We start from the raw sequence: 18302 nt of genomic DNA on the forward strand, positions 1-18302 counted from the left end.
TCGGTGGGGTGTTTCTTCTCTTCCGGGTACCCGCGGGGTTGGGCCTTCTTGGAAACCGCGCCAAATTGGGGGGGGCGGGGGCGGTGTTTACAACCACGTCCGGCCACCGCGGCACGGCCTGCGGAAAGGCTCAGTACACCGTGTCCAGCTGGTCCGGCACCACGGAGCCGTCCTCGCGCAGGACGGGGCCCTTGCGGCCGTCGGGCTCGTTGTACGCGGCCGTGGCGCAGGGGTAGGTGCCCTGCTTCTGCGGCAGCGGCTCGATGAACATGGGGTTCACGACCCAGCGCCCGTCGGCGTTGTCGTAGGCGCGGCACATGAACTCGCCCTTGTTGCGGTTCAGGACGAGGTGCGCGCCGGTGGCGTCGCCGACGAAGGTCACGTCGGTGTCGGCGTCACCGCCGCCGATCGCGATGCGCTTGCTCCACCGCTGCTTGTCCCAGGCCTTCTTGCCGTGGATCCCGTAGATCTCCTGGTTGATGAAGCAGCGCTTGCCGTCGATGTACGGGATGACGTCGCCCTTGTTGACGCCGACGCCGCCGCAGCCCTGGTTCCACGTGGTGACGCGGCCCTTGCGGTCCAGGACGGAGCGGATGGCCACGGTGTGCTTGCGGTCGATGCCGACGCCGCGCGACCACACCTCGGCGACGGGCTCGGAGCCCGCCGACACGATGTAGACGTCGAACCCGGCCTTCTTCAGCGTGCGGATGAGGTCGCGCTGCTGGTCGTAGTAGCGGACGTAGCCCGGCACGGTGTGGCTGCCGATGGTGCGGGTGGTGCCGATGGGCGCGGCGAGGGCCTCCTTGCGGGCCTTCTTCGCGTACGACTCCACTTCCTTGACCGTGTGTCCGGCGAACAGCTGCGGCACCCAGGCGTACTGCGGGACGGTGCGGCGGTGGTTCCAGGTGCCCGCGAAGGCGGCGGCGCCGCTCATCGTGGTGCCGTCCTCGCGGATCTGGAGGATCTCGTCGGCGCAGGCGCCGTTGGTGGAGGTGGGCAGCGGCTTGCCGACGGGCACCTTGGTGCCGCAGGCCTTGGTGAGGGCGCGGTGGCCCGCGTCCGTCATCCACTTGCTGGAGGACTTCCAGCTCTTGGGGCGCAGGATCTTGTCGTTGCGCAGCGCCCAGCTGATGGTGGCGTCGGTGACGTCGTTCTTGGTGATGGTGTTGTCCCAGTCGAACGCGGCGACCGGGCGCTTCGTGCCGTGTCCGAGGTGCGGGTCGGAGCAGGTGCCCCGCTCGTCGATGACCTTCTGGAGGCGGGCGCGGTTGTCGCCGTACCAGGTCAGCTTCTTCGACAGCTGGGGACAGTGGGCGCCGGGGTGCGGCGCGGGCGCGGCCGTGGCGGCGGTCGCGGGGAGCGTGACGGGCCCGGCCACCAGGGTGGCGGCCGAGGCCAGCGTCAGCGCCAGAACGTTTCTCTTACGCATGTGCGTGGACGCTACAGCAGTGTTACGAGGCCGTCGACGTCCCGTACACCGTGTCCCGTTGGTCCTTGATGACCGATCCGTCCGATCGGCGCACCGGGCCCTTCGCGCCGCCCCGCTCCGTGTAGCCGGTGGTGGCGCAGGGGTAGGGCGCGGACTGCTCGCCCTTCGGCTGGATGAACATGGGGTTGATCAGCCAGCGCCGGTCGCGGTTGTCGTAGGCGCGGCACATCAGCTCGGGCTTGTTGCGGTTCAGCACGAGCCTCAGGCCGGTGGCGTCGCGCAGGAAGGACACGTCGGTGTCGGAGTCGCCCGCGGCGAACACCTGGCGCTTCGCGGCCGGTTGGACCTTCTCGGCGGCCTTGCCGCGGACGCCGAGGATGCGCTCGTTGATGGCGCAGCGCTTGCCGTCGATGTACGTGATCATCGAGTCGGCCCCGTCCTTGACGCCGCCGCAGCCCTTGAGGCGCGCGGTGAGGCGGCCGTCGCGGGTGACGTTGCGGATGCCGATCGTGTGCCGGGCGTCGAGGCCCACGCCCCTCGCCCAGACCTCGGCGATCGGCTCGGGGGACGCGGAGACCACGTACACGTCGAACCCGGCCTTCTTGAGGGTGCGGATCAGGTCGCGCTGCTGGTCGTAGTAGCGCGCCCAGCCGGTGACCTTGCCGCTGCCGACCTTCTGCTCGGCGCCGACCGGGGCGGCGAGGTTCTGCGTGCGGGCGGCGGCCGCGAAGTCCTTGACGCGCGCGGTGCTCCAGCCGCGGAGCAACTGGGCGAGCCAGGCGTACTGCGGCTCCATGCGGCGGTGGTCGAAGCCGTCGAAGGCCTGCTTGCCGCCGGTCGTGGTGCCCTCGCCGTACACGGAGGCGATCTCGTCGGCGCAGGCGGCGTCGGTGCGCGTGGGCAGGGTGCGGCCGGTGGCGGGGCAGGCCGCGGCGAGGGCGCGGGCGGCAGGCGTGGTCAGATAGCGGCTCGTGGTGCGCCAGTCGCCGCGCTCGGGGGTGCGGATCCGGCTGTTGCGCAGCAGCCAGAACATGGTGGCGTCGCCGATGTCGTTCCTGATGACCGTGTTGTCCCAGTCGAAGACGGCGAGCGGCTTGTGGTGCTTGTCGTACGTGTCGCCGCAGCGGCCGTAGGTGTCGAGCGTCTGCTGGAGGCGCCGCTTGTTGTCGCCGTACCAGCCCTTCGACACGGTGAGCGTGGGGCACTTCTCCGGTCCGGCGGCGGGCTGGGCGTGGGCGGTGGCGAGGCCGGTGCCCGCGACGGCGAGGGCGGCCGTGGCGGCGTACCAGCGGTACTTGATCTTCATGAGCACGGTCCCTGTCTACGCGGGACAGCCGGGCGCCCCGTGACGCCCGGCTGTCGCGGTGGCGACGCTGAGGTGAACTACACGGGGGTGACGTACGCCCCCGAGATGCCGCCGTCGACGAGGAAGTCCGTGGCGTTCACGAACGCGGAGTCGTCGCTCGCGAGGAACGCGACGGCCGCCGCGATCTCCTCGGCCTCGGCGAAGCGGCCCACCGGGATGTGCACGAGCCGGCGGGCGGCGCGCTCCGGGTCCTTGGCGAACAGCTCCTGGAGGAGCGGGGTGTTGACCGGGCCCGGGCACAGCGCGTTCACGCGGATGCCCTCGCGCGCGAACTGCACGCCGAGCTCGCGGGACATCGCGAGGACGCCGCCCTTGGACGCCGTGTACGAGATCTGCGAGGTCGCGGCGCCCATGCGGGCCACGAACGACGCGGTGTTGATGATGGAGCCCTTGCCCTGGCGCCGCATGTAGGGGATGGCGGCCTTGCAGCACAGGTAGACGGAGGTGAGGTTGACCTCCTGGACGCGCTTCCAGGCCTCAAGGCCCGTCTCCAGGATGGAGTCGTCGTCGGGCGGCGAGATGCCCGCGTTGTTGAAGGCGATGTCGACGGAGCCGTAGGTGTCGTACGCGGTCTTGAACAGCGCCTCGACCTGCTCCGCGTCGGTGACGTCGACCTTCACGTACGTGCCGCCGACTTCCTCGGCGGCCTTCTTGCCCGCGGTCTCGTCGATGTCGGCGCAGACGACGTTCGCGCCCTCGGAGGCGAGCCGTCGTGCGGTGGCGAGGCCGATGCCGCTGCCGGCGCCGGTGATGACGGCGGTGCGGCCGACGAGGCGGCGGCAGATGTTCTCAGTCATAAGGTGCTCAGGCCTCCGTGCTGATGAAGACGTTCTTGGTTTCGGTGAACGCGGCGAGGGCGTCCGGGCCGAGCTCGCGGCCGAGCCCGGACTGCTTGTAGCCGCCGAAGGGGGTCCAGTAGCGCACGCTGGAGTGCGAGTTGACGGACAGGTTGCCCGCCTCGACGGCCCCCGATACGCGCAGGGCGCGGCCCACGTCCCGGGTCCAGATCGAGCCGGACAGGCCGTACGGGGTGGCGTTGGCGAGGCGGACGGCGTCCTGCTCGTCGGTGAAGGGGAGCAGGACGGCGACGGGGCCGAAGATCTCCTGCATGGCCGCGGGCGAGTCCGGGCGCTCGCCGAGAAGGACGGTCGGCGGGAACCAGAAGCCGGGCCCGTCGGGCGCGCTCCCGGTGATGGCGTCCGCGCCGTCGGGCACGAAGCGCTGGACGCGGTCGCGCTGCTGCCGCGAGATCAGCGGGCCCATCTGGGTCTTCTCGTCCAGCGGATCGCCGACCACCACGGCCTGCACCTTCTCGGTGAGGCGGGCCGTGAACTCCTCGTACACCGACTCCTGGACGAGGATGCGGGTGCGGGCGCAGCAGTCCTGGCCGGAGTTGTCGAGGAAGGAGAACGGGTCGGATGCCGCTTCGAGGTCGGCGTCGGCGAAGACGATGTTGGGGCTCTTGCCGCCGAGTTCGAGGGTGAGGCGCTTCATCTGGGCGGCGCAGCGCTCCATGACGTCGCGCCCGGTCCGCGTGGAGCCGGTGAAGACGATCTTCGCGACGCCCGAGTGGTCGACGAGGGCGCGGCCCGCGACGTGGCCGTAGCCGGGGAGGACCTGGAAGAGGCCCTCGGGCAGGCCCGCTTCGAGGGCGAGCTCGGCGAGGCGCAGCGCGGTGAGCGGCGTGGTCTCGGCGGGCTTGAGCAGGACCGCGTTGCCGGCCGCGAGGGCGGGGGCGAAGCCCCAGGCGGCGATGGGCATGGGGAAGTTCCAGGGCGCGATCACGCCGACCACGCCGAGCGCTTCATGGAAGGTGACGTTCCAGCCGCCGGGTGCGGGGATCTGCGCTCCGTTGAGGCGCTCGGCTCCCCCGGCCGCGTACAGGAGCAGATCCCGTACGTTGCCCGCCTCCCAGCGGGCGTTGCCGGGGAGGTGGCCCGCCTCGCGGACTTCGAGCGCGGCGAGCTCGTCGATGTGGGCGTCGACGGTGTCGGCGAAGCGGCGCAGGAGCCGGGCGCGGTCGGCGGGCGCGGTGACGCCCCAGGCCCGCTGGGCGGCCGCGGCCCGCGTGACGGCCCGGTCGACGTCGCCCGCGTCGGCGGCGGGGACGGTCGCGACGACTTCTTCGGTCGCCGGATTCAGTACTTCAAGCACGTCGTGCCTCACATGCGTTCGAAGGAGCGGCGGAGCTCCCAGTCGGTCACCACGGAGTCGAAGGCGTCGAGCTCGACCCGCGCCATGTTGCGGTAGTGCGCGACGACCTCGTCGCCGAACGCGGCCTTCGCGATGGGGCTGTTCTCCCAGAGCTCGGCGGCCTCGCGCAGCGTCGTCGGTACGTGTTCGTAGCCGCCCGCGTAGGCGTTGCCCTCGCACGCGTCGGGCAGCTCCAGCTGCTGCTCGATGCCGTACAGGCCCGCCGCGACCAGGCCCGCGACGGCAAGGTGCGGGTTGACGTCGCCGCCCGGAAGCCGGTTCTCGAAGCGCAAGGAGCGGCCGTGGCCGACGACGCGGAGCGCGCAGGTGCGGTTGTCGTAGCCCCAGGCGGCCGCGGTCGGCGCGAACGAGCCCGGCTGGAACCGCTTGTAGGAGTTGATGTTCGGTGCGTACAGGAGGCTGAAGTCGCGCAGGGCGGCCAGCTGGCCCGCGAGGAAGTGCCGCATGACGGGCGACATGCCCCCGGGCCCGTCCCCGGCCATGGCGTTGGTGCCGTCGGCGTCCTGGAGCGAGAGGTGGATGTGACAGGAGTTACCCTCGCGCTCGTTGTACTTCGCCATGAAGGTGAGCGAGACGCCCTCCTGCGCGGCGATCTCCTTGGCGCCCGTCTTGTAGATCGCGTGCTGGTCGCAGGTGACGAGGGCCTCGTCGTAGCGGAACACGATCTCGTGCTGGCCCGGGTTGCACTCGCCCTTGGCGGACTCGACGGTGAGCCCGGCGGCCGCCATGTCGTTGCGGATGCGGCGCAGCAGCGGCTCGATGCGGCCGGTGCCGAGGACGGAGTAGTCGATGTTGTACTGGTTGGCCGGGGTCAGGCCGCGGTAGTCGGCGTCCCAGGCCTGTTCGTAGGTGTCCTTGAAGACGATGAACTCCAGCTCCGTGCCGACGTGCGCGGTGTAGCCGTGCTCGGCGAGGCGGTCCAGCTGGCGGCGCAGGATCTGGCGCGGGGCGGCCACGACGGGCGAGCCGTCGTTCCAGGCGAGGTCGGCGACGAGCATCGCGGTGCCCTCGTTCCAGGGCACGCGGCGCAGCGTGGTGAGGTCGGCGTGCATGGCGAAGTCGCCGTAGCCGCGCTCCCAGGAGGACATCGCGTATCCGTCGACCGTGTTCATCTCCGTGTCGACGGCCAGGAGGTAGTTGCAGCCCTCCGTGCCGTGCTCCAGGACCTCGTCGAGGAAGAAACGGGCGGCGAACCGCTTGCCCTGGAGCCGCCCTTGCATGTCGGGGAAGGCCAGGACGACAGTGTCGATCTCGCCGCTCGCCACGAGGGCACGCAGCTCCTCGATGCCGAGCGGGGGTGTGCGGTCTGCCACGGGAAAAGCCTCCTTGGGTCAGCCGAGTGGCCATAAGGTATGGCCGGGAACCATTGCTTGGGAAGGGGGTACGGGAAGATGTCCCACGTGCGGGGCGAGGACCGCCTCAATCAGGTGCTGCGACCGGTCCGGGCGGGCAACGGCTTCGAGGAGGCCCTGGAGCAGATCCTCCAGGTGGTCCGGCTCGGCCTGGTGCCGGGCGGCGAACGGCTGCCCGCGGAACGGGAGTTGGCCGACCTGCTCGGCATCAGCCGGGTCACGCTGCGCGAGGTCCTGAAGGTGCTCCAGGACCAGGGGCTCGTGGAGTCCCGGCGCGGCCGCTACGGCGGCACGTTCGTGCGCCCGCGCACCGCGGCGCCGGGCGAGGACGAGCTGCGCCGCCGCGTCGCCGACGTGGACGTGGAGGACGCGCTGCGCTTCCGCGAGGTCCTTGAGGTGGGCGCGGCCGGCCTGTGCGCGGCGCACGGGCTCGCCGACGAGCAGGCGGACCGGCTGCGCGCCGCGCTCGCCCGCACCCATGACGCGCCGCTGACCGAGTACCGCCGCCTGGACACGCTCCTTCACCTCACGCTCGCCGAGCTCTCCGGCTCGCCGACGCTCACCGCGCAGTACGCGGCGGTCCGCGCGACCGTCAACGAACTCCTCGACTGCATCCCGCTCCTGGTGCGCAACCTGGAGCACTCGCAGCGCCAGCACACCGCCCTGGTGGAGGCCGTGCTCGACGGCGACGCGGACGGGGCGAGGGAGATGATGCGGGAGCACTGCGCGGGGACGGCGGCGCTGCTGCGGGGATTTCTGGCGTGAGCCTCCGCGGGGGTTCTCGGCGTGAGCCGGCGGGCGCTCCCCCGGGACGGGGCGGTTAACCAGCACGTTACGCACAGGTCTTGATTTCTGCCCGGCCGCACCGCAAAGGTATGCCTCCAATCCATTGAACCCGTCGCAGGGGAGCCCCGTCATGACGCTGGAGTCCGCGAAGTCACGCGCCGACGATGAGGGCGACGACTATCTGGAGCGGCGCACCCTGCGCCGCGGCAACGCGGGCTGGGTGCTCCTGACCGGCCTCGGCGTCGCGTACGTGGTCTCCGGCGACTTCTCCGGCTGGAACTCCGGCCTCAAGGAGGGCGGCTTCGGCGGCCTGGCGATCGCAATGGCGCTCATGGGCGTGATGTACACCTGCATGGTGTTCTCGCTCGCCGAGCTGTCGTCGGTGCTTCCGACGGCGGGCGGCGGCTACGGCTTCGCCCGGCGCGCGCTCGGCCCCTGGGGCGGCTTCCTCACGGGCACGGCCATCCTCATCGAGTACATCCTCGCGCCCGCCGCGATCTCCATCTTCATCGGCGACTACGTCGAGTCGCTCGGCCTGTTCGGCCTGGAGTCCGGCTGGCCGGTGTACCTGGCCTGCTTCGTCCTCTTCATCGGCATCCACCTGTGGGGCGTGGGCGAGGCGCTGCGGTTCAGCTTCGTCGTCACGGGCATCGCCGTGGCCGCGCTCCTGGTGTTCGCGGTGGGCGCGTTCATGGAGTTCGACGGCTCGAAGCTGAACGACATCCCGGTCGACCACGACGCCTTCGGCGCCACCTCGTGGCTGCCGCTGGGGATCCTCGGCATCTGGGCGGCGTTCCCGTTCGGCATGTGGTTCTTCCTGGGCGTGGAGGGGGTGCCGCTCGCCGCCGAGGAGACCAAGGACCCGGCGCGGGCGCTGCCCCGGGCGATCCGCTGGTCGATGGGCATCCTGCTGGCCCTGGCGCTGCTCACGTTCTTCGCGTCGGCCGGGGCGCGCGGCTCGGCGGCGATCCAGTCGACCGGCAACCCGCTGGTGGACGCGCTGCAGCCGGACGGCAAGCAGACGGGCCTGAGCCGGGTCATCAACTACGCGGGCCTCGCGGGCCTGGTGGCGTCGTTCTTCTCCCTGATCTACGCGGGCTCGCGCCAGCTCTTCGCGCTGTCCCGCGCGGGCTATCTGCCGCGCTTCCTGTCCCTGACGAGCAGCCGCAAGGCGCCCTACCTGGGGCTGCTCGTGCCGGGCGCGATCGGCTTCTCGCTGGCCGCCGCGACCGGGGACGGCGCGCGCATGCTGAACGTCGCCGTCTTCGGCGCGACCATCTCGTACGCCCTGATGTCGCTCTCCCACATCGTCCTGCGCCGCCGCGAGCCCGGCCTCGCCCGCCCCTACCGCACGCCCGGCGGCGTCCTGACCTCGTCGGTGGCCCTGGTCCTCGCGTGCGCGGCCCTGGTGGCGACGTTCCTGGTCGACGTCACGGCGGCCTTCATCGCGCTCGGCGTGTACGTCGTGGCGCTCGCGTACTTCGGCCTGTACAGCCGCAAGCATCTGGTGGCACGGGCGCCCGAGGAGGAGTTCGCCGCGCTCGCGGCCGCCGAGGCCGAACTGGAACGGAACTAGCGGCACTTACCGGTAAGCAGAGGGAGTTCATCAGTGCACGGGAACGACAAGCGGCCCCTGATCGGCGTCAGCACGTACCTGGAGGCCGAGGCGCGCTGGGGCGTGTGGACGCTGCCCGCGGCGCTGCTGCCCGCCGGGTATCCGCGTCTGGTGCAGGCGGCGGGCGGCCTCGCGTCGATGGTGCCGCCGGACGACCCCGCGTACGCGGCCGACGTCGTCGCCCGCCTCGACGGGGTCGTCGTCGCGGGCGGCCCCGACGTGGAGCCGTCGCGCTACGGGGCCGAGCGCGACGACCGCACGGGCCCGCCCGCGAAGGAGCGGGACACCTGGGAACTCGCCCTGATCGAGGCCGCGTTGGCGGCGGGCAAGCCACTGCTCGGCATCTGCCGCGGCATGCAGCTCCTGAACGTCGCCCTGGGCGGCACCCTGATCCAGCACATGGACGGCCACACCGGGGGCCTCGGCGTCCTCGGCACCCACGCGGTCAAGCCCGTCCCGGACACGCTGTACGCCACCGCCGTGCCCGACGCGACGACGGACGTCCCCACGTACCACCACCAGGCGGTGGACCGCCTGGGCCGGGGCCTGATCCCCTCCGCCCACGCGGACGACGGCACCGTGGAGGCCATCGAACTCCCGGGGCCCGCCTGGGTCCTCGGGGTGCAGTGGCACCCGGAGATGGGAACGGACACGCGCGTGATGGAGGCGCTGGTGCGGGCGGCAGCAGGACAAGGCTGACGGAGCGGCTCGCCACCGCACCGAGGTCACGACGTCCCGCGCGTCAGCCCCAGCAGATCCCGCGCAGGACCCGTCGGCACATGCCCCGTGGGCCACACCGCCCGCAGCTCACGGCGCAGCCGTACGCCCTCCACCGGCACGCGCACCAGACGGCGGGCCGCCAGCTCCTCCCCCACCGCCAGCTCACTGAGCACCGCGGGCCCCGCAGAGCTCACCGCGGCGGACTTCACGGCGGTGGTGGAGGAGAGCTCCATGAGCGGGGCCGCGAGCCCGCCGATGGCCGTGTCGAGGACCTGCCGGGTCCCCGAACCCTCCTCGCGCAGGATCAGCGGCGCCGCCGCGAGCTCCGCCGCCGCCAGCGGCGCGCGCCGCCGCGCCCAGGGGTGCCCGGGCGCCACCACCACGATCAGCCGGTCGTGCCCCACCACGGCCGCGTCCAGGCCCGCGGGCACCCGCAGCCCCTCCACGAACCCGAGGTCGGCGTCCCCGGCGAGCAGCCGCTCACCGACCTCCGCCGAGTTCCCCGCGAGCAGCGACACCGCCGTACCCGGCCGCTGGGCCCGCAGCGCGATCAGCCAGCCGGGCATCAGGTACTCGGCGATGGTCATGCTGGCGGCGACCCGCAGCCGCGAGTCCCTGCGGTCCCGCAGCGCCTGCGCGCCCGCGTCGAACGCCTCGGCGGCCTCCACGATCCGCCGCGCCCAGTCCGTGACGAGCGCGCCCGCCTCCGTCAGGCGCGACCCGCGCGGCGACCGGTCCACCAGGGCCACGCCGAGCTGGCGCTCCATGGACCGGACGCGGCCGCTCGCGGCGGGCTGGGTGATGCCGAGCTCCCGGGCGGCCCGGCCGAGGCTGCCGAGGCGCGCCACGGCGAGCAGCAGTTCCAGGGCCGCGAGGTCCGGCACCCGGTGCGCGAGCGGCGCCCCCGGCGGCGGGTCCGCGGAGCGTGCCGAGGCTGAGGTCATAAGTCCAGGTTATGCCCTCATAGCTCCAAGATCTCTGGTGCGCCCGCCGGGCGGGGCGCACCGTGGAGCCATGGTCACCGCAGCACATCCCCACCCCCGCGCGCACCGGAACGGCACACTCGCCGCCGTACGCCACCTCGGCCCCAACTGGTACGCCTCCGTCATGGGCACCGCGATCGTCGCCAACGCGGGGGTCACGCTGCCGTACGACATACCGGGCCTGCGCACGGCCTGCGCCGCCGTGTGGGCGCTGTCCCTGCTGATGCTGACCGCGCTGCTCGCCGCCCGCGCCGCGCACTGGGTCCACCACCGGGACCAGGCCCGCGCCCACCTCCTCGACCCGGCCATGGCGCCGTTCTACGGCTGTCTGGCCATGGCCCTGCTCGCGGTCGGCGGCGCCACCCTGCTGGTGGGCCGGGACTGGATCGGGCTCGGCGCGGCGGTGGCGCTCGACGCCGTGCTCTTCACCGCCGGCACGGCGATCGGCCTCGCGGCGGCCGTCGCGATCCCGTACCTGATGGTGGTCCGGCACAGGATCACGGCCGACCAGGCGTCACCGGTGTGGCTGCTGCCCGTCGTGGCCCCCATGGTGTCCGCGGCCGTCGGCCCGCTGCTCGTGCCGCACCTGCCGGCCGGGCAGGCGCAGCAGACCCTGCTCTACGCGTGCTTCGCGATGTTCGGCATCAGCCTGCTCGCCACCCTGGTCATGCTGCCGCTGATCTTCGCCCGCCTGGTGACCGGGCCCCCGCTGCCCCTCGCGCTCACCCCGACCGTGTTCCTGGTCCTCGGCCCGCTCGGGCAGTCCACGACCGCGGCGAACAAGTTCGCCGACGTGGCGAAGGGCCTGCTGCCCGCCCCCTTCGACGAGGGATTCGCCGCGTTCGCCGTGCTCTACGGAGTGCCGGTGCTCGGCTTCGCCCTGATGTGGCTGGCGCTGGCGACCGCGATGGTGGTGCGCGCCCGGCGCGCGGGCATGGGCTTCGCGATGACCTGGTGGGCGTTCACCTTCCCCGTCGGCACCTGTGTCACGGGCGCCGAGGGCCTGGGCAGGCACACCGGCCTCGCCGCGTACGACTGGCTGGCCGCGGGCCTCTTCGCCGTCCTCGTGGCCGCCTGGTCGGTGGCCCTGGTCCGGACGGTGCGGGGCCTGGTCGGCGGACAGCTCCTCGCGGCGCCCCGCTGACCCCTCAGCGGCACGCCGCCCGCAGCGCCCCCGCGAGCACGGCGGGCGCCTCGCCCAACGACGGTCCGTACCAGGTGAGATGGCGGCCGCTGACCAGCGCGACGGGCACGGAGTCCGGGAAGGCCTCCGGCCCGTCCTCGCGCGTGAAGCGGTACGGCTCGTCCGGCAGGACCACCACGTCGAGGTCCGCGGCGCGCAGTTCGTCGATCGGCACGCGGGGATAGCGGTCGGCGTGCGCCGCGTACGCGTTGTCGACGCCGAGCCGCGCGAGCACGGCCCCCGCGAACGTGTCCCGGCCGAGCACCATCCACGGCCTGCGCCAGATCGGCACGGCCGCCCGCAGCCGGCGGTCCGGCGGCGCCACGTCCCGCCAGGCCCGCTCGGCCCCGGCGAGCCACCCGGGCCGCGCGGGCCCACCGCACGCGGCGAGCACCCGGGACAGCTCACGGAAGGCCTGGTCCAGGTCGCGCACCTCGGTGACGAGCACCTCGATTCCCGCCGAGCGCAGGGCCGCCAGGTCGGGCGCGCGGTTCTCCTCCTCGTTGGCGACCACCAGGTCCGGGGCGAGCGCCACGATCGCGGGCACGTCCGGGTTCTTGGTGCCGCCGATCCGTACGACGCCGAGCGCGTCCAGGTCCGCCGGGTGGCTGCACCAGTCGGTGGCGCCGACCAGGGCGCCCGGCACGGTCGCGGCGACGGCCTCGGTCAGCGACGGCACGAGCGAGACCACCCGCATGTCCGTCACCCTTCAGTGCCGCCGGTCGTCGACGGCCTCGATATGGTCCCCCACGGCGACGACGAGCACCCGCGCGTCGGCGGCCGTCGCCCGCCACCGGTGCCGCACCCCGCCGGTCAGATACAGCGAGTCGCCGCGCCCGAGCCGGTAGGCGCGCCCCTCCGCCTCGACCTCGACGGCGCCCGCGATGACGTACATCAGCTCGTCGTTGCGGTGCTGGAACTCGCGGCCCTCGTCGTGGTCGCCCAGGTACTCGAAGGCGTGCAGCTGGTGGTGGCCGCGCACCAGGTCCCGCACGTGCGTCTCGGGCGTCGCGCCCTCCAGGCTCACGTCGTCGTCGGCGCGCACCAGGTCGACCGTGCCGGTCGGGTCGGCCGCGGCGAGCAGCTCGACGGCAGTGGTGCCGAGCGCGTCGGCGACCCGCTCCAGGGAGCGCATGCTGGGCCGGGCCCGCTCGTTCTCGACCTGGCTCAGGAACGGCACCGAGAGGCCGCTGCGCCCGGCGACGACGGCGAGCGTGAGCTCCAGCTGGCGGCGGCGCCGCCGTACGGCCGAGCCCACCCGGAGGTTTTCCTTGTGCTCGTCCATCGCCTCGGCTCCCTTCTTCTGCTGCGCGCAACGGTCAACGTGTCGGATCCGTCCGGGCCGTCACCGCGAGGGGAGGCCCGGGCCGGTCATCATCCTGAGGGACAGGACCCCGGAGGACTTGTCATCACCCTGAAGGGTTTTCTGCACCCTACGCATGTTCGCCAAACGGTTTTACCCAGTTGGTCGGTCCACGCGCCGGTTCCGGCCGCGCACGGGCCCGCGTGCGGGCGGCGTGCGGCCGGTGTTGCGGAGGGTGCGCGAGCCGTCACAGCTTCCGCCAGTAGATCAGCTGTCCGGATTCGCCGGGGGCGGAACGCTCGGACGGCACGAAGAGGCTCACGAGGAGGGCGGGTTCGCCGCGCGGGTCGGTCAGGAGGGTCGCCGAGGGGTTGGCAAAGGCCCGGCTGCCGCCGTGGGTGCGGATCGCGACGCGGTCGGCGCGCCCGCTGACCGGGTCGTAGGCGTACGGGCGCCAGCTGCCGAAGTCCCCGCGTATCCCCTGGCCCTCGACGAGGAGGACCTGCCGTCCCGCCAGCTCCACCGGCGCCCGGTCGCCGATGTTCCCGCTGTTGCCCCGGGCCTCGATCGCCCAGTCGAGCCGGAGGTCGGGCTCGGCGTGCCAGGTGCGGAAGTCCGTGAGCGTGGCGCGCAGTTGCCGGTCGGTGTCGCACTGCGCGCGGTAGTGCCCCGTCAGCTCGACGGTGTCGCCGCGCACCGCCGTGACGGCGGGGGTGCCCTCGGCACAGCTGGAGAGGGTGCGGGGCGCGTCGTACGCCCGGTGCGCGCGCCCGTCGAGCAGGGCGCTCCGGTCTTCGTACGCGCGGACGGCTATGTGGTTGCGCGGGTCCTTCTCGTACGCGAGGACGTAGCCGCCGCGGCCGTCGTGCGCGAGCGAGGCCTGGTGGGTGCCGGGGCCGAAGTCGTGGCGGCGGCGCCAGTGCAGCAGGTCCGTGGAGGTCGCCACCGCCGCGTGGTGGCGGCCGTCGCCGAGGCGCGTGTGGTAGACGGCCAGATAGCTGCCGTCCTGGGCCTGGACGACCTGGGCGGCGTCCATGGTGCGGCCGGTGTGGTCGCGGGCGCCGTAGCGGTGTCCGTCGGCCGCGGTCACGTCGCCGGCGAGCGCGGCGAGGCGGGCGGTGCCCGGCGATGCCGGTGCCGCGTCGGCGGACGGCGGCCGGGTGGCGAGCGGGGCGGCCACGAGGGCGAGGACGGCGGCGCCGGCCCGCAGGGCGGCACGCCGGGAGAGCCTCACGGCCACGCCCCCCTCATCTGGTCCTCGAACGACGGGTGGGCCCCGCCGACACGGCGGGGCCCACCCTACGTACGCGCTGCCGAGCCGCCCCCACCGGGGGCGGCCGCGGCACCGGCTACTGCGGAGCCATCCGGTCCGGGACCCCCGGGTGCTCCTTCAGCCACGCGACGACGGCCTCCTCCTCATGGCCCTTGCCGCGCTTGGTGATCTCGTTCTCCAGGCCCGCGAGCTCGCCCTCGCTCATCGTGAAGTTCTTGATCCACTTCGTGAGCCGCGGGTACTGCTCGGGGAACTTCTTGCTGGTGATCGTACGAATCGTGTCGCCCTTGCCGAAGGCGCCCTTGGGGTCCTTCAGCTTGGTGAGGTCGTACTCGTTGTACGCCCAGTGCGGCGACCAGAGCAGGACCGCGACCGGCTCCTTCTTGGCGTACGCGGCCTTCAGCTCGGACAGCATCGCCGGGGTGGAGCCCGCGGCGATCTCGTACTCCTCGTCGAGGCCGTACCGGGGCAGGACCTTGTCCTTGAGCGCCTGCATCACGCCGGTGCCCGGCTCGATGCCGATGATCTTGCCCTTGAACTTGTCGCCCTTGCCCTTGAGGTCCTCCAGGGACTTCACGTCCTTGACGTAGGACGGGACGGCCACTTCGAGGGAGGTCGGGCTGTACCAGGACCCGAGGTCCTTCAGGTTCGCCTTGTTCTTCTCCCAGTACGTCTTCTGCGTGGTGGGCAGCCAGGCGTCGAAGTTCACGTCGATGTCGCCCTGCGCGAGGCCGGTGTAGACGGGGCCGACGTCGGCGGGCGTCAGCTCCAGCTTGTAGCCGCGCTGCTTGAGGACGTGCTTCCACAGGTTGGTGACGGCGACGTTCTCGTCCCACGCGAAGTACGCGGCCTTCAGCGGGCGCTTCGACTCGCCGCCGGTGTTCTTCGGCAGCGGCGCCATCTTGTCGGCCAGGCCCGGGTTCTTCTTCAGCCAGGCGCGCACGGCCTCCTGCTGCTTGCCCTTGCCCGCCTTGTTGATCTCGGCTTCGAGGCTGGTGAGCTGCTTCTCGCTCATCTTGAAGTTCTTGAGCCAGTTGCCGACGCGGGGGTTCTCGTCGGAGAAGCCCTTGCGCGCCAGCGTGTGCACGCCGTCGCCCTTGCCCCAGGCGCCCTTCGGGTCCTTCAGCTTCTTCAGGTCGAAGTCGCTGTACGCCCAGTGCGGCGACCACAGCGTGACGACGATGGGCTCCTTCTTGGCGTACGCGGCCTTCAGCTCGGACAGCATCGCGGGCGTCGAGCCGTCGAGGACCTTGTACTCCTTGTCGAGGCCGTACGCGCCGAGGACCTTGTCCTTGAGCAGCCCCATCATCCCGGCGCTGGACTCGATGCCGGTGATCCTGCCCTTGAACGTGCCGCCCTTGCCCTTGAGGTCCTCCAGGGAGTTGACGTCCTTCATGTACGAGGGGACGGTCAGCTCAAGGGACGTGGGGCCGAACCAGGGGCCCATGTCCTCGAGGTCCTTGCCGTACTTCTTCCAGTACGAGGCGTGGGTCGTCGGCAGCCAGGCGTCGGTCTGGAAGTCGATGTCGCCCTGCGCCAGGGAGGTGTACAGCGGACCGGCCTCCAGCTGGCTGGTGGTGACCTTGTAACCGCGCTGCTCCAGGACCTCCTTCCAGAGGAAGGTGGAGGCGATGCCCTCGTCCCAGGGGATGTAGCCGATCTTGAGTTCCTTGCCCTGGCCGACGTTCTTCCCGTCGGCCACGGACTCGGAGTCGGAGCCGCCGAAGAGGCCCATGCCGCCCGCGACGAGCGCGAGGACGACGACGCCGACCATCGCGACGACGGGCCGGGGGCGGTAGTTCCAGACGGTCAGGCCCTGCGCGGCCTGCAGCTTGGCGAGCGCGCGGCGGCCGAGCGGGGAGACCTGGCTGCCCAGGCCGCTGGTGACGCGGTCCAGGTAGACGGCGAGGATCACGATGGAGACGCCCGCCTCCGCGCCGATGCCCACGTCGAGCTGGCCGATGGCCGCGTTGACGTCGGCGCCGAGGCCCGGCGTGCCGACCATGCCGGTCAGGGCCGCCATGGACAGGCCGAGCATGATGACCTGGTTGACACCGGCCATGATCGTCGGCAGGGCGAGCGGCAGCTGGACCCGGAAGAGGGTCTTGCGCGGCGAGGTGCCGAACGCTTCGGCGGCCTCGACCAGCTCCTTGTCGACCTGGCGCAGGCCGAGCTCCGTCATGCGCACGCCGGGGGCGATCGCGAAGACGATGGTGGCGACGATGCCTGCGGGGGCGCCCATCCGGAACAGCAGCAGCGCCGGGACGAGATAGATCATCGCGGGCAGCGTCTGCATGAAGTCGAGGACGGGCCTGACGATGCCGCTGACCGTCTTGGAACGGGCCGACCAGATGCCCACGGGCACGGCGATGACCAGCGCCACGAAGGTCGAGACGAGCACCAGGGCCAGCGTCATCATCGCGTTGTCCCACAGCTCCAGGGACTCGATGAACGCGAAGCCCGCGAAGGCGAGCACACCGCCGACCAGGCCGCGCAGCCAGAACGCGATGACGGCGAGGATGCCCGCCATCAGCAGGGGTGCGGGCCCGGAGAGGACGTCGTAGGTGCCGTCCCACATGTTCTGGAAGACCGTCTTGAAGAAGTCGAACAGCCAGTCCATGTCGGTTCTGAGCCATTCGACCGCGTCATCGACCCAGTCGCCGAGAGGAATCCTAGGCACCGCTGCTCACCTTGCCCACGCTCTTGCCGCCGTTGTCCTGTGCGGGGATCACCACCGCGTCCTGCGGCCCGGCCTCCGTCTCGGGGTGCGCCGGCTCCCCGAGCACCGCGAGCAGCCTGGCCCGCGGCACGACGCCGATGAGCTTGCCGTCGGCGTCGGTCACGGCGACCGCCACACCGCTGGTGGAGCAGGGCGTGAACAGCTCGACGATGGGGGCGTCCGCGGTGACGGTCGCGGGCGCGGCGGCGAGGACGTCCTCGGCGGTCTTCAGCTCCGTGCCGTCGGGCGTCGTCGTGCCGTACACGGTCTCCGGGTCGGCCATGATGGCGCCCGCCGTGAGCACGCGGGACCGGTCGACGTCCTGCGTGAACGCGGCGACGTAGTCGTTGGCCGGGGTGACGAGGATGTCCTCGGCGGTGCCGGTCTGGACGATGCGGCCGTCGCGCATGACGGCGATCTGGTCGCCCAGGCGCATGGCCTCGTTCAGGTCGTGCGTGATGAAGACGATGGTCTTCTTCAGGGTCTTCTGCAGCTCAAGGAGCTGGTCCTGCATGTCGCGCCGGATCAGCGGGTCGAGGGCGCTGAACGACTCGTCCATGAGCAGCAGGTCGGCGTCGGTGGCGAGCGCGCGGGCGAGGCCCACGCGCTGCTGCATGCCGCCGGACAGCTCGTCGGGCCAGGACTTCTCCCAGCCCTTGAGCCCGGCGAGCTCCAGGGCCTCGGTGGCCCGCTTCTCGCGCTCCGCGCGCGGCAGGCCCTGCACCTCGAGGCCGTACGCGGCGTTCTCCAGGACGCTGCGGTGCGGGAAGAGCGCGAAGTGCTGGAAGACCATGCTGACCTTCTTCGAGCGCACCTCGCGCAGCTCGCGGGCGGTCAGCTTCGTCAGGTCCTGACCGTCGAAGAGCACCTGCCCGGCAGTCGGCTCCGACAGTCCGTTGAGCATGCGCAGCAACGTGGACTTGCCGGATCCGGACAGACCCATGACGACGAAGATCTGGCCCGGCTCGACGGTGAAGGACGCGTCGATCACCGCGGCGGTGGTTCCTTCGGCGCGCAGCTCTTCACGGTCGGCTCCGTGGCGGAGTCTCTCCACCGCGTCAGCGGGTCGTCTGCCGAACACCTTGTACAGGTGTTCGGCTTGCAGCCTGGACACATACACCTCTCGGGTCGAACCAAGACGGCCCGCCTCCCCCGTCGGCGGGCCGTGGAGCGGATGCGGGGTCTGCCCGCCGGCCCGGACGGTCGACATCAAGAAGTTGAAAACGCGACCGGGTCTGCTCCGGCTCCGCGCCTGCCCCCGCTGGCGCGGAGCAAACGAATAAGTGCCCCAGCTCACACCCCCACTGGGGGCTCCGCCCCCAGACCCCCTCCTCTCCGGCGCTGCGCGCCTCGTCCTCA

Annotated in this window: 15 protein-coding genes; 4 read left to right on the top strand and 11 right to left on the bottom strand. The window is 72.0% G+C overall.

The genetic code is table 11. The features are described 5' to 3' along the window. Positions 1-130: 130 nt before the first annotated feature. The 5 genes from ACFWZ5_RS31120 to ACFWZ5_RS31140 all read right to left on the bottom strand — a co-directional run bounded on the left by ACFWZ5_RS31120 (position 131) and on the right by ACFWZ5_RS31140 (position 6322). Positions 131-1429: a haloacid dehalogenase-like hydrolase gene (locus ACFWZ5_RS31120; protein WP_384798671.1), complete on the bottom strand. Its 1299-nt coding sequence runs from the start codon at positions 1427-1429 to the stop codon at positions 131-133. Positions 1430-1451: 22 nt separating this feature from the next. Continuing rightward, on the bottom strand, positions 1452-2735 hold the full coding sequence (locus tag ACFWZ5_RS31125; protein WP_384798674.1) for an HAD family hydrolase: 1284 nt from the start codon (positions 2733-2735) through the stop codon (positions 1452-1454). A gap of 77 nt (positions 2736-2812) precedes the next feature. Further along, entirely contained in the window at positions 2813-3592 is a 780-nt protein-coding gene (locus tag ACFWZ5_RS31130; protein ID WP_384798677.1) for a 3-oxoacyl-ACP reductase, read from the bottom strand. A 7-nt stretch (positions 3593-3599) separates the two neighbouring features. Next, a complete protein-coding gene (locus ACFWZ5_RS31135; protein ID WP_384798680.1) occupies positions 3600-4949 on the bottom strand; it encodes an aldehyde dehydrogenase family protein in 1350 nt (449 codons plus the stop codon). 8 nt (positions 4950-4957) lie between these two features. Further along, positions 4958-6322, bottom strand: coding sequence for a glutamine synthetase family protein (locus ACFWZ5_RS31140; RefSeq protein ID WP_384798683.1), 1365 nt, complete (start codon positions 6320-6322; stop codon positions 4958-4960). A gap of 78 nt (positions 6323-6400) precedes the next feature. Here ACFWZ5_RS31140 and ACFWZ5_RS31145 point away from each other — a divergent pair, with 78 nt between their 5' ends. From ACFWZ5_RS31145 to ACFWZ5_RS31155, 3 genes are all read left to right on the top strand, one after another. After that, positions 6401-7126, top strand: a complete 726-nt coding sequence (locus ACFWZ5_RS31145) for a FadR/GntR family transcriptional regulator (RefSeq protein ID WP_384798686.1) — start codon at positions 6401-6403, stop codon at positions 7124-7126. A gap of 151 nt (positions 7127-7277) precedes the next feature. Then, positions 7278-8723, top strand: a complete 1446-nt coding sequence (gene eat / locus ACFWZ5_RS31150) for an ethanolamine permease (protein ID WP_384798689.1) — start codon at positions 7278-7280, stop codon at positions 8721-8723. A 33-nt stretch (positions 8724-8756) separates the two neighbouring features. Next, positions 8757-9461, top strand: coding sequence for a gamma-glutamyl-gamma-aminobutyrate hydrolase family protein (locus tag ACFWZ5_RS31155; RefSeq protein WP_384798691.1), 705 nt, complete (start codon positions 8757-8759; stop codon positions 9459-9461). A 26-nt stretch (positions 9462-9487) separates the two neighbouring features. Here the strand turns inward: ACFWZ5_RS31155 and ACFWZ5_RS31160 are convergent, their stop codons facing one another. Further along, a complete protein-coding gene (locus ACFWZ5_RS31160) occupies positions 9488-10426 on the bottom strand; it encodes a LysR family transcriptional regulator (protein ID WP_384798694.1) in 939 nt (312 codons plus the stop codon). 70 nt (positions 10427-10496) lie between these two features. Between ACFWZ5_RS31160 and ACFWZ5_RS31165 the strand changes: the two genes are divergently transcribed. After that, positions 10497-11609, top strand: a complete 1113-nt coding sequence (locus tag ACFWZ5_RS31165) for a TDT family transporter (RefSeq protein WP_384798697.1) — start codon at positions 10497-10499, stop codon at positions 11607-11609. A 4-nt stretch (positions 11610-11613) separates the two neighbouring features. Here the strand turns inward: ACFWZ5_RS31165 and ACFWZ5_RS31170 are convergent, their stop codons facing one another. The 5 genes from ACFWZ5_RS31170 to ACFWZ5_RS31190 all read right to left on the bottom strand — a co-directional run bounded on the left by ACFWZ5_RS31170 (position 11614) and on the right by ACFWZ5_RS31190 (position 18057). Further along, positions 11614-12345 carry a helical backbone metal receptor gene (locus ACFWZ5_RS31170; protein WP_384798700.1) on the bottom strand — a complete coding sequence of 244 codons (732 nt, stop codon included), beginning with the start codon at positions 12343-12345 and terminating at the stop codon, positions 11614-11616. A gap of 12 nt (positions 12346-12357) precedes the next feature. Continuing rightward, on the bottom strand, positions 12358-12933 hold the full coding sequence (locus tag ACFWZ5_RS31175; RefSeq protein WP_384798703.1) for a helix-turn-helix domain-containing protein: 576 nt from the start codon (positions 12931-12933) through the stop codon (positions 12358-12360). 265 nt (positions 12934-13198) lie between these two features. After that, positions 13199-14191: a hypothetical protein gene (locus ACFWZ5_RS31180; RefSeq protein WP_384798706.1), complete on the bottom strand. Its 993-nt coding sequence runs from the start codon at positions 14189-14191 to the stop codon at positions 13199-13201. Between the two features lie 109 nt (positions 14192-14300). After that, the gene (locus ACFWZ5_RS31185) at positions 14301-16904 is read right to left on the bottom strand and encodes an ABC transporter permease/substrate binding protein (RefSeq protein ID WP_384806364.1); all 2604 of its coding nucleotides are present in this window, start codon (positions 16902-16904) and stop codon (positions 14301-14303) included. Then, positions 16897-18057: a glycine betaine/L-proline ABC transporter ATP-binding protein gene (locus tag ACFWZ5_RS31190; RefSeq protein ID WP_384806362.1), complete on the bottom strand. Its 1161-nt coding sequence runs from the start codon at positions 18055-18057 to the stop codon at positions 16897-16899. The genes ACFWZ5_RS31185 and ACFWZ5_RS31190 overlap by 8 nt, the downstream gene beginning before the upstream one ends. Positions 18058-18302: the final 245 nt, after the last annotated feature.

The sequence above is a fragment of the Streptomyces sp. NPDC059003 genome, assembly GCF_042740445.1.
Lineage (GTDB): Bacteria > Actinomycetota > Actinomycetes > Streptomycetales > Streptomycetaceae > Streptomyces.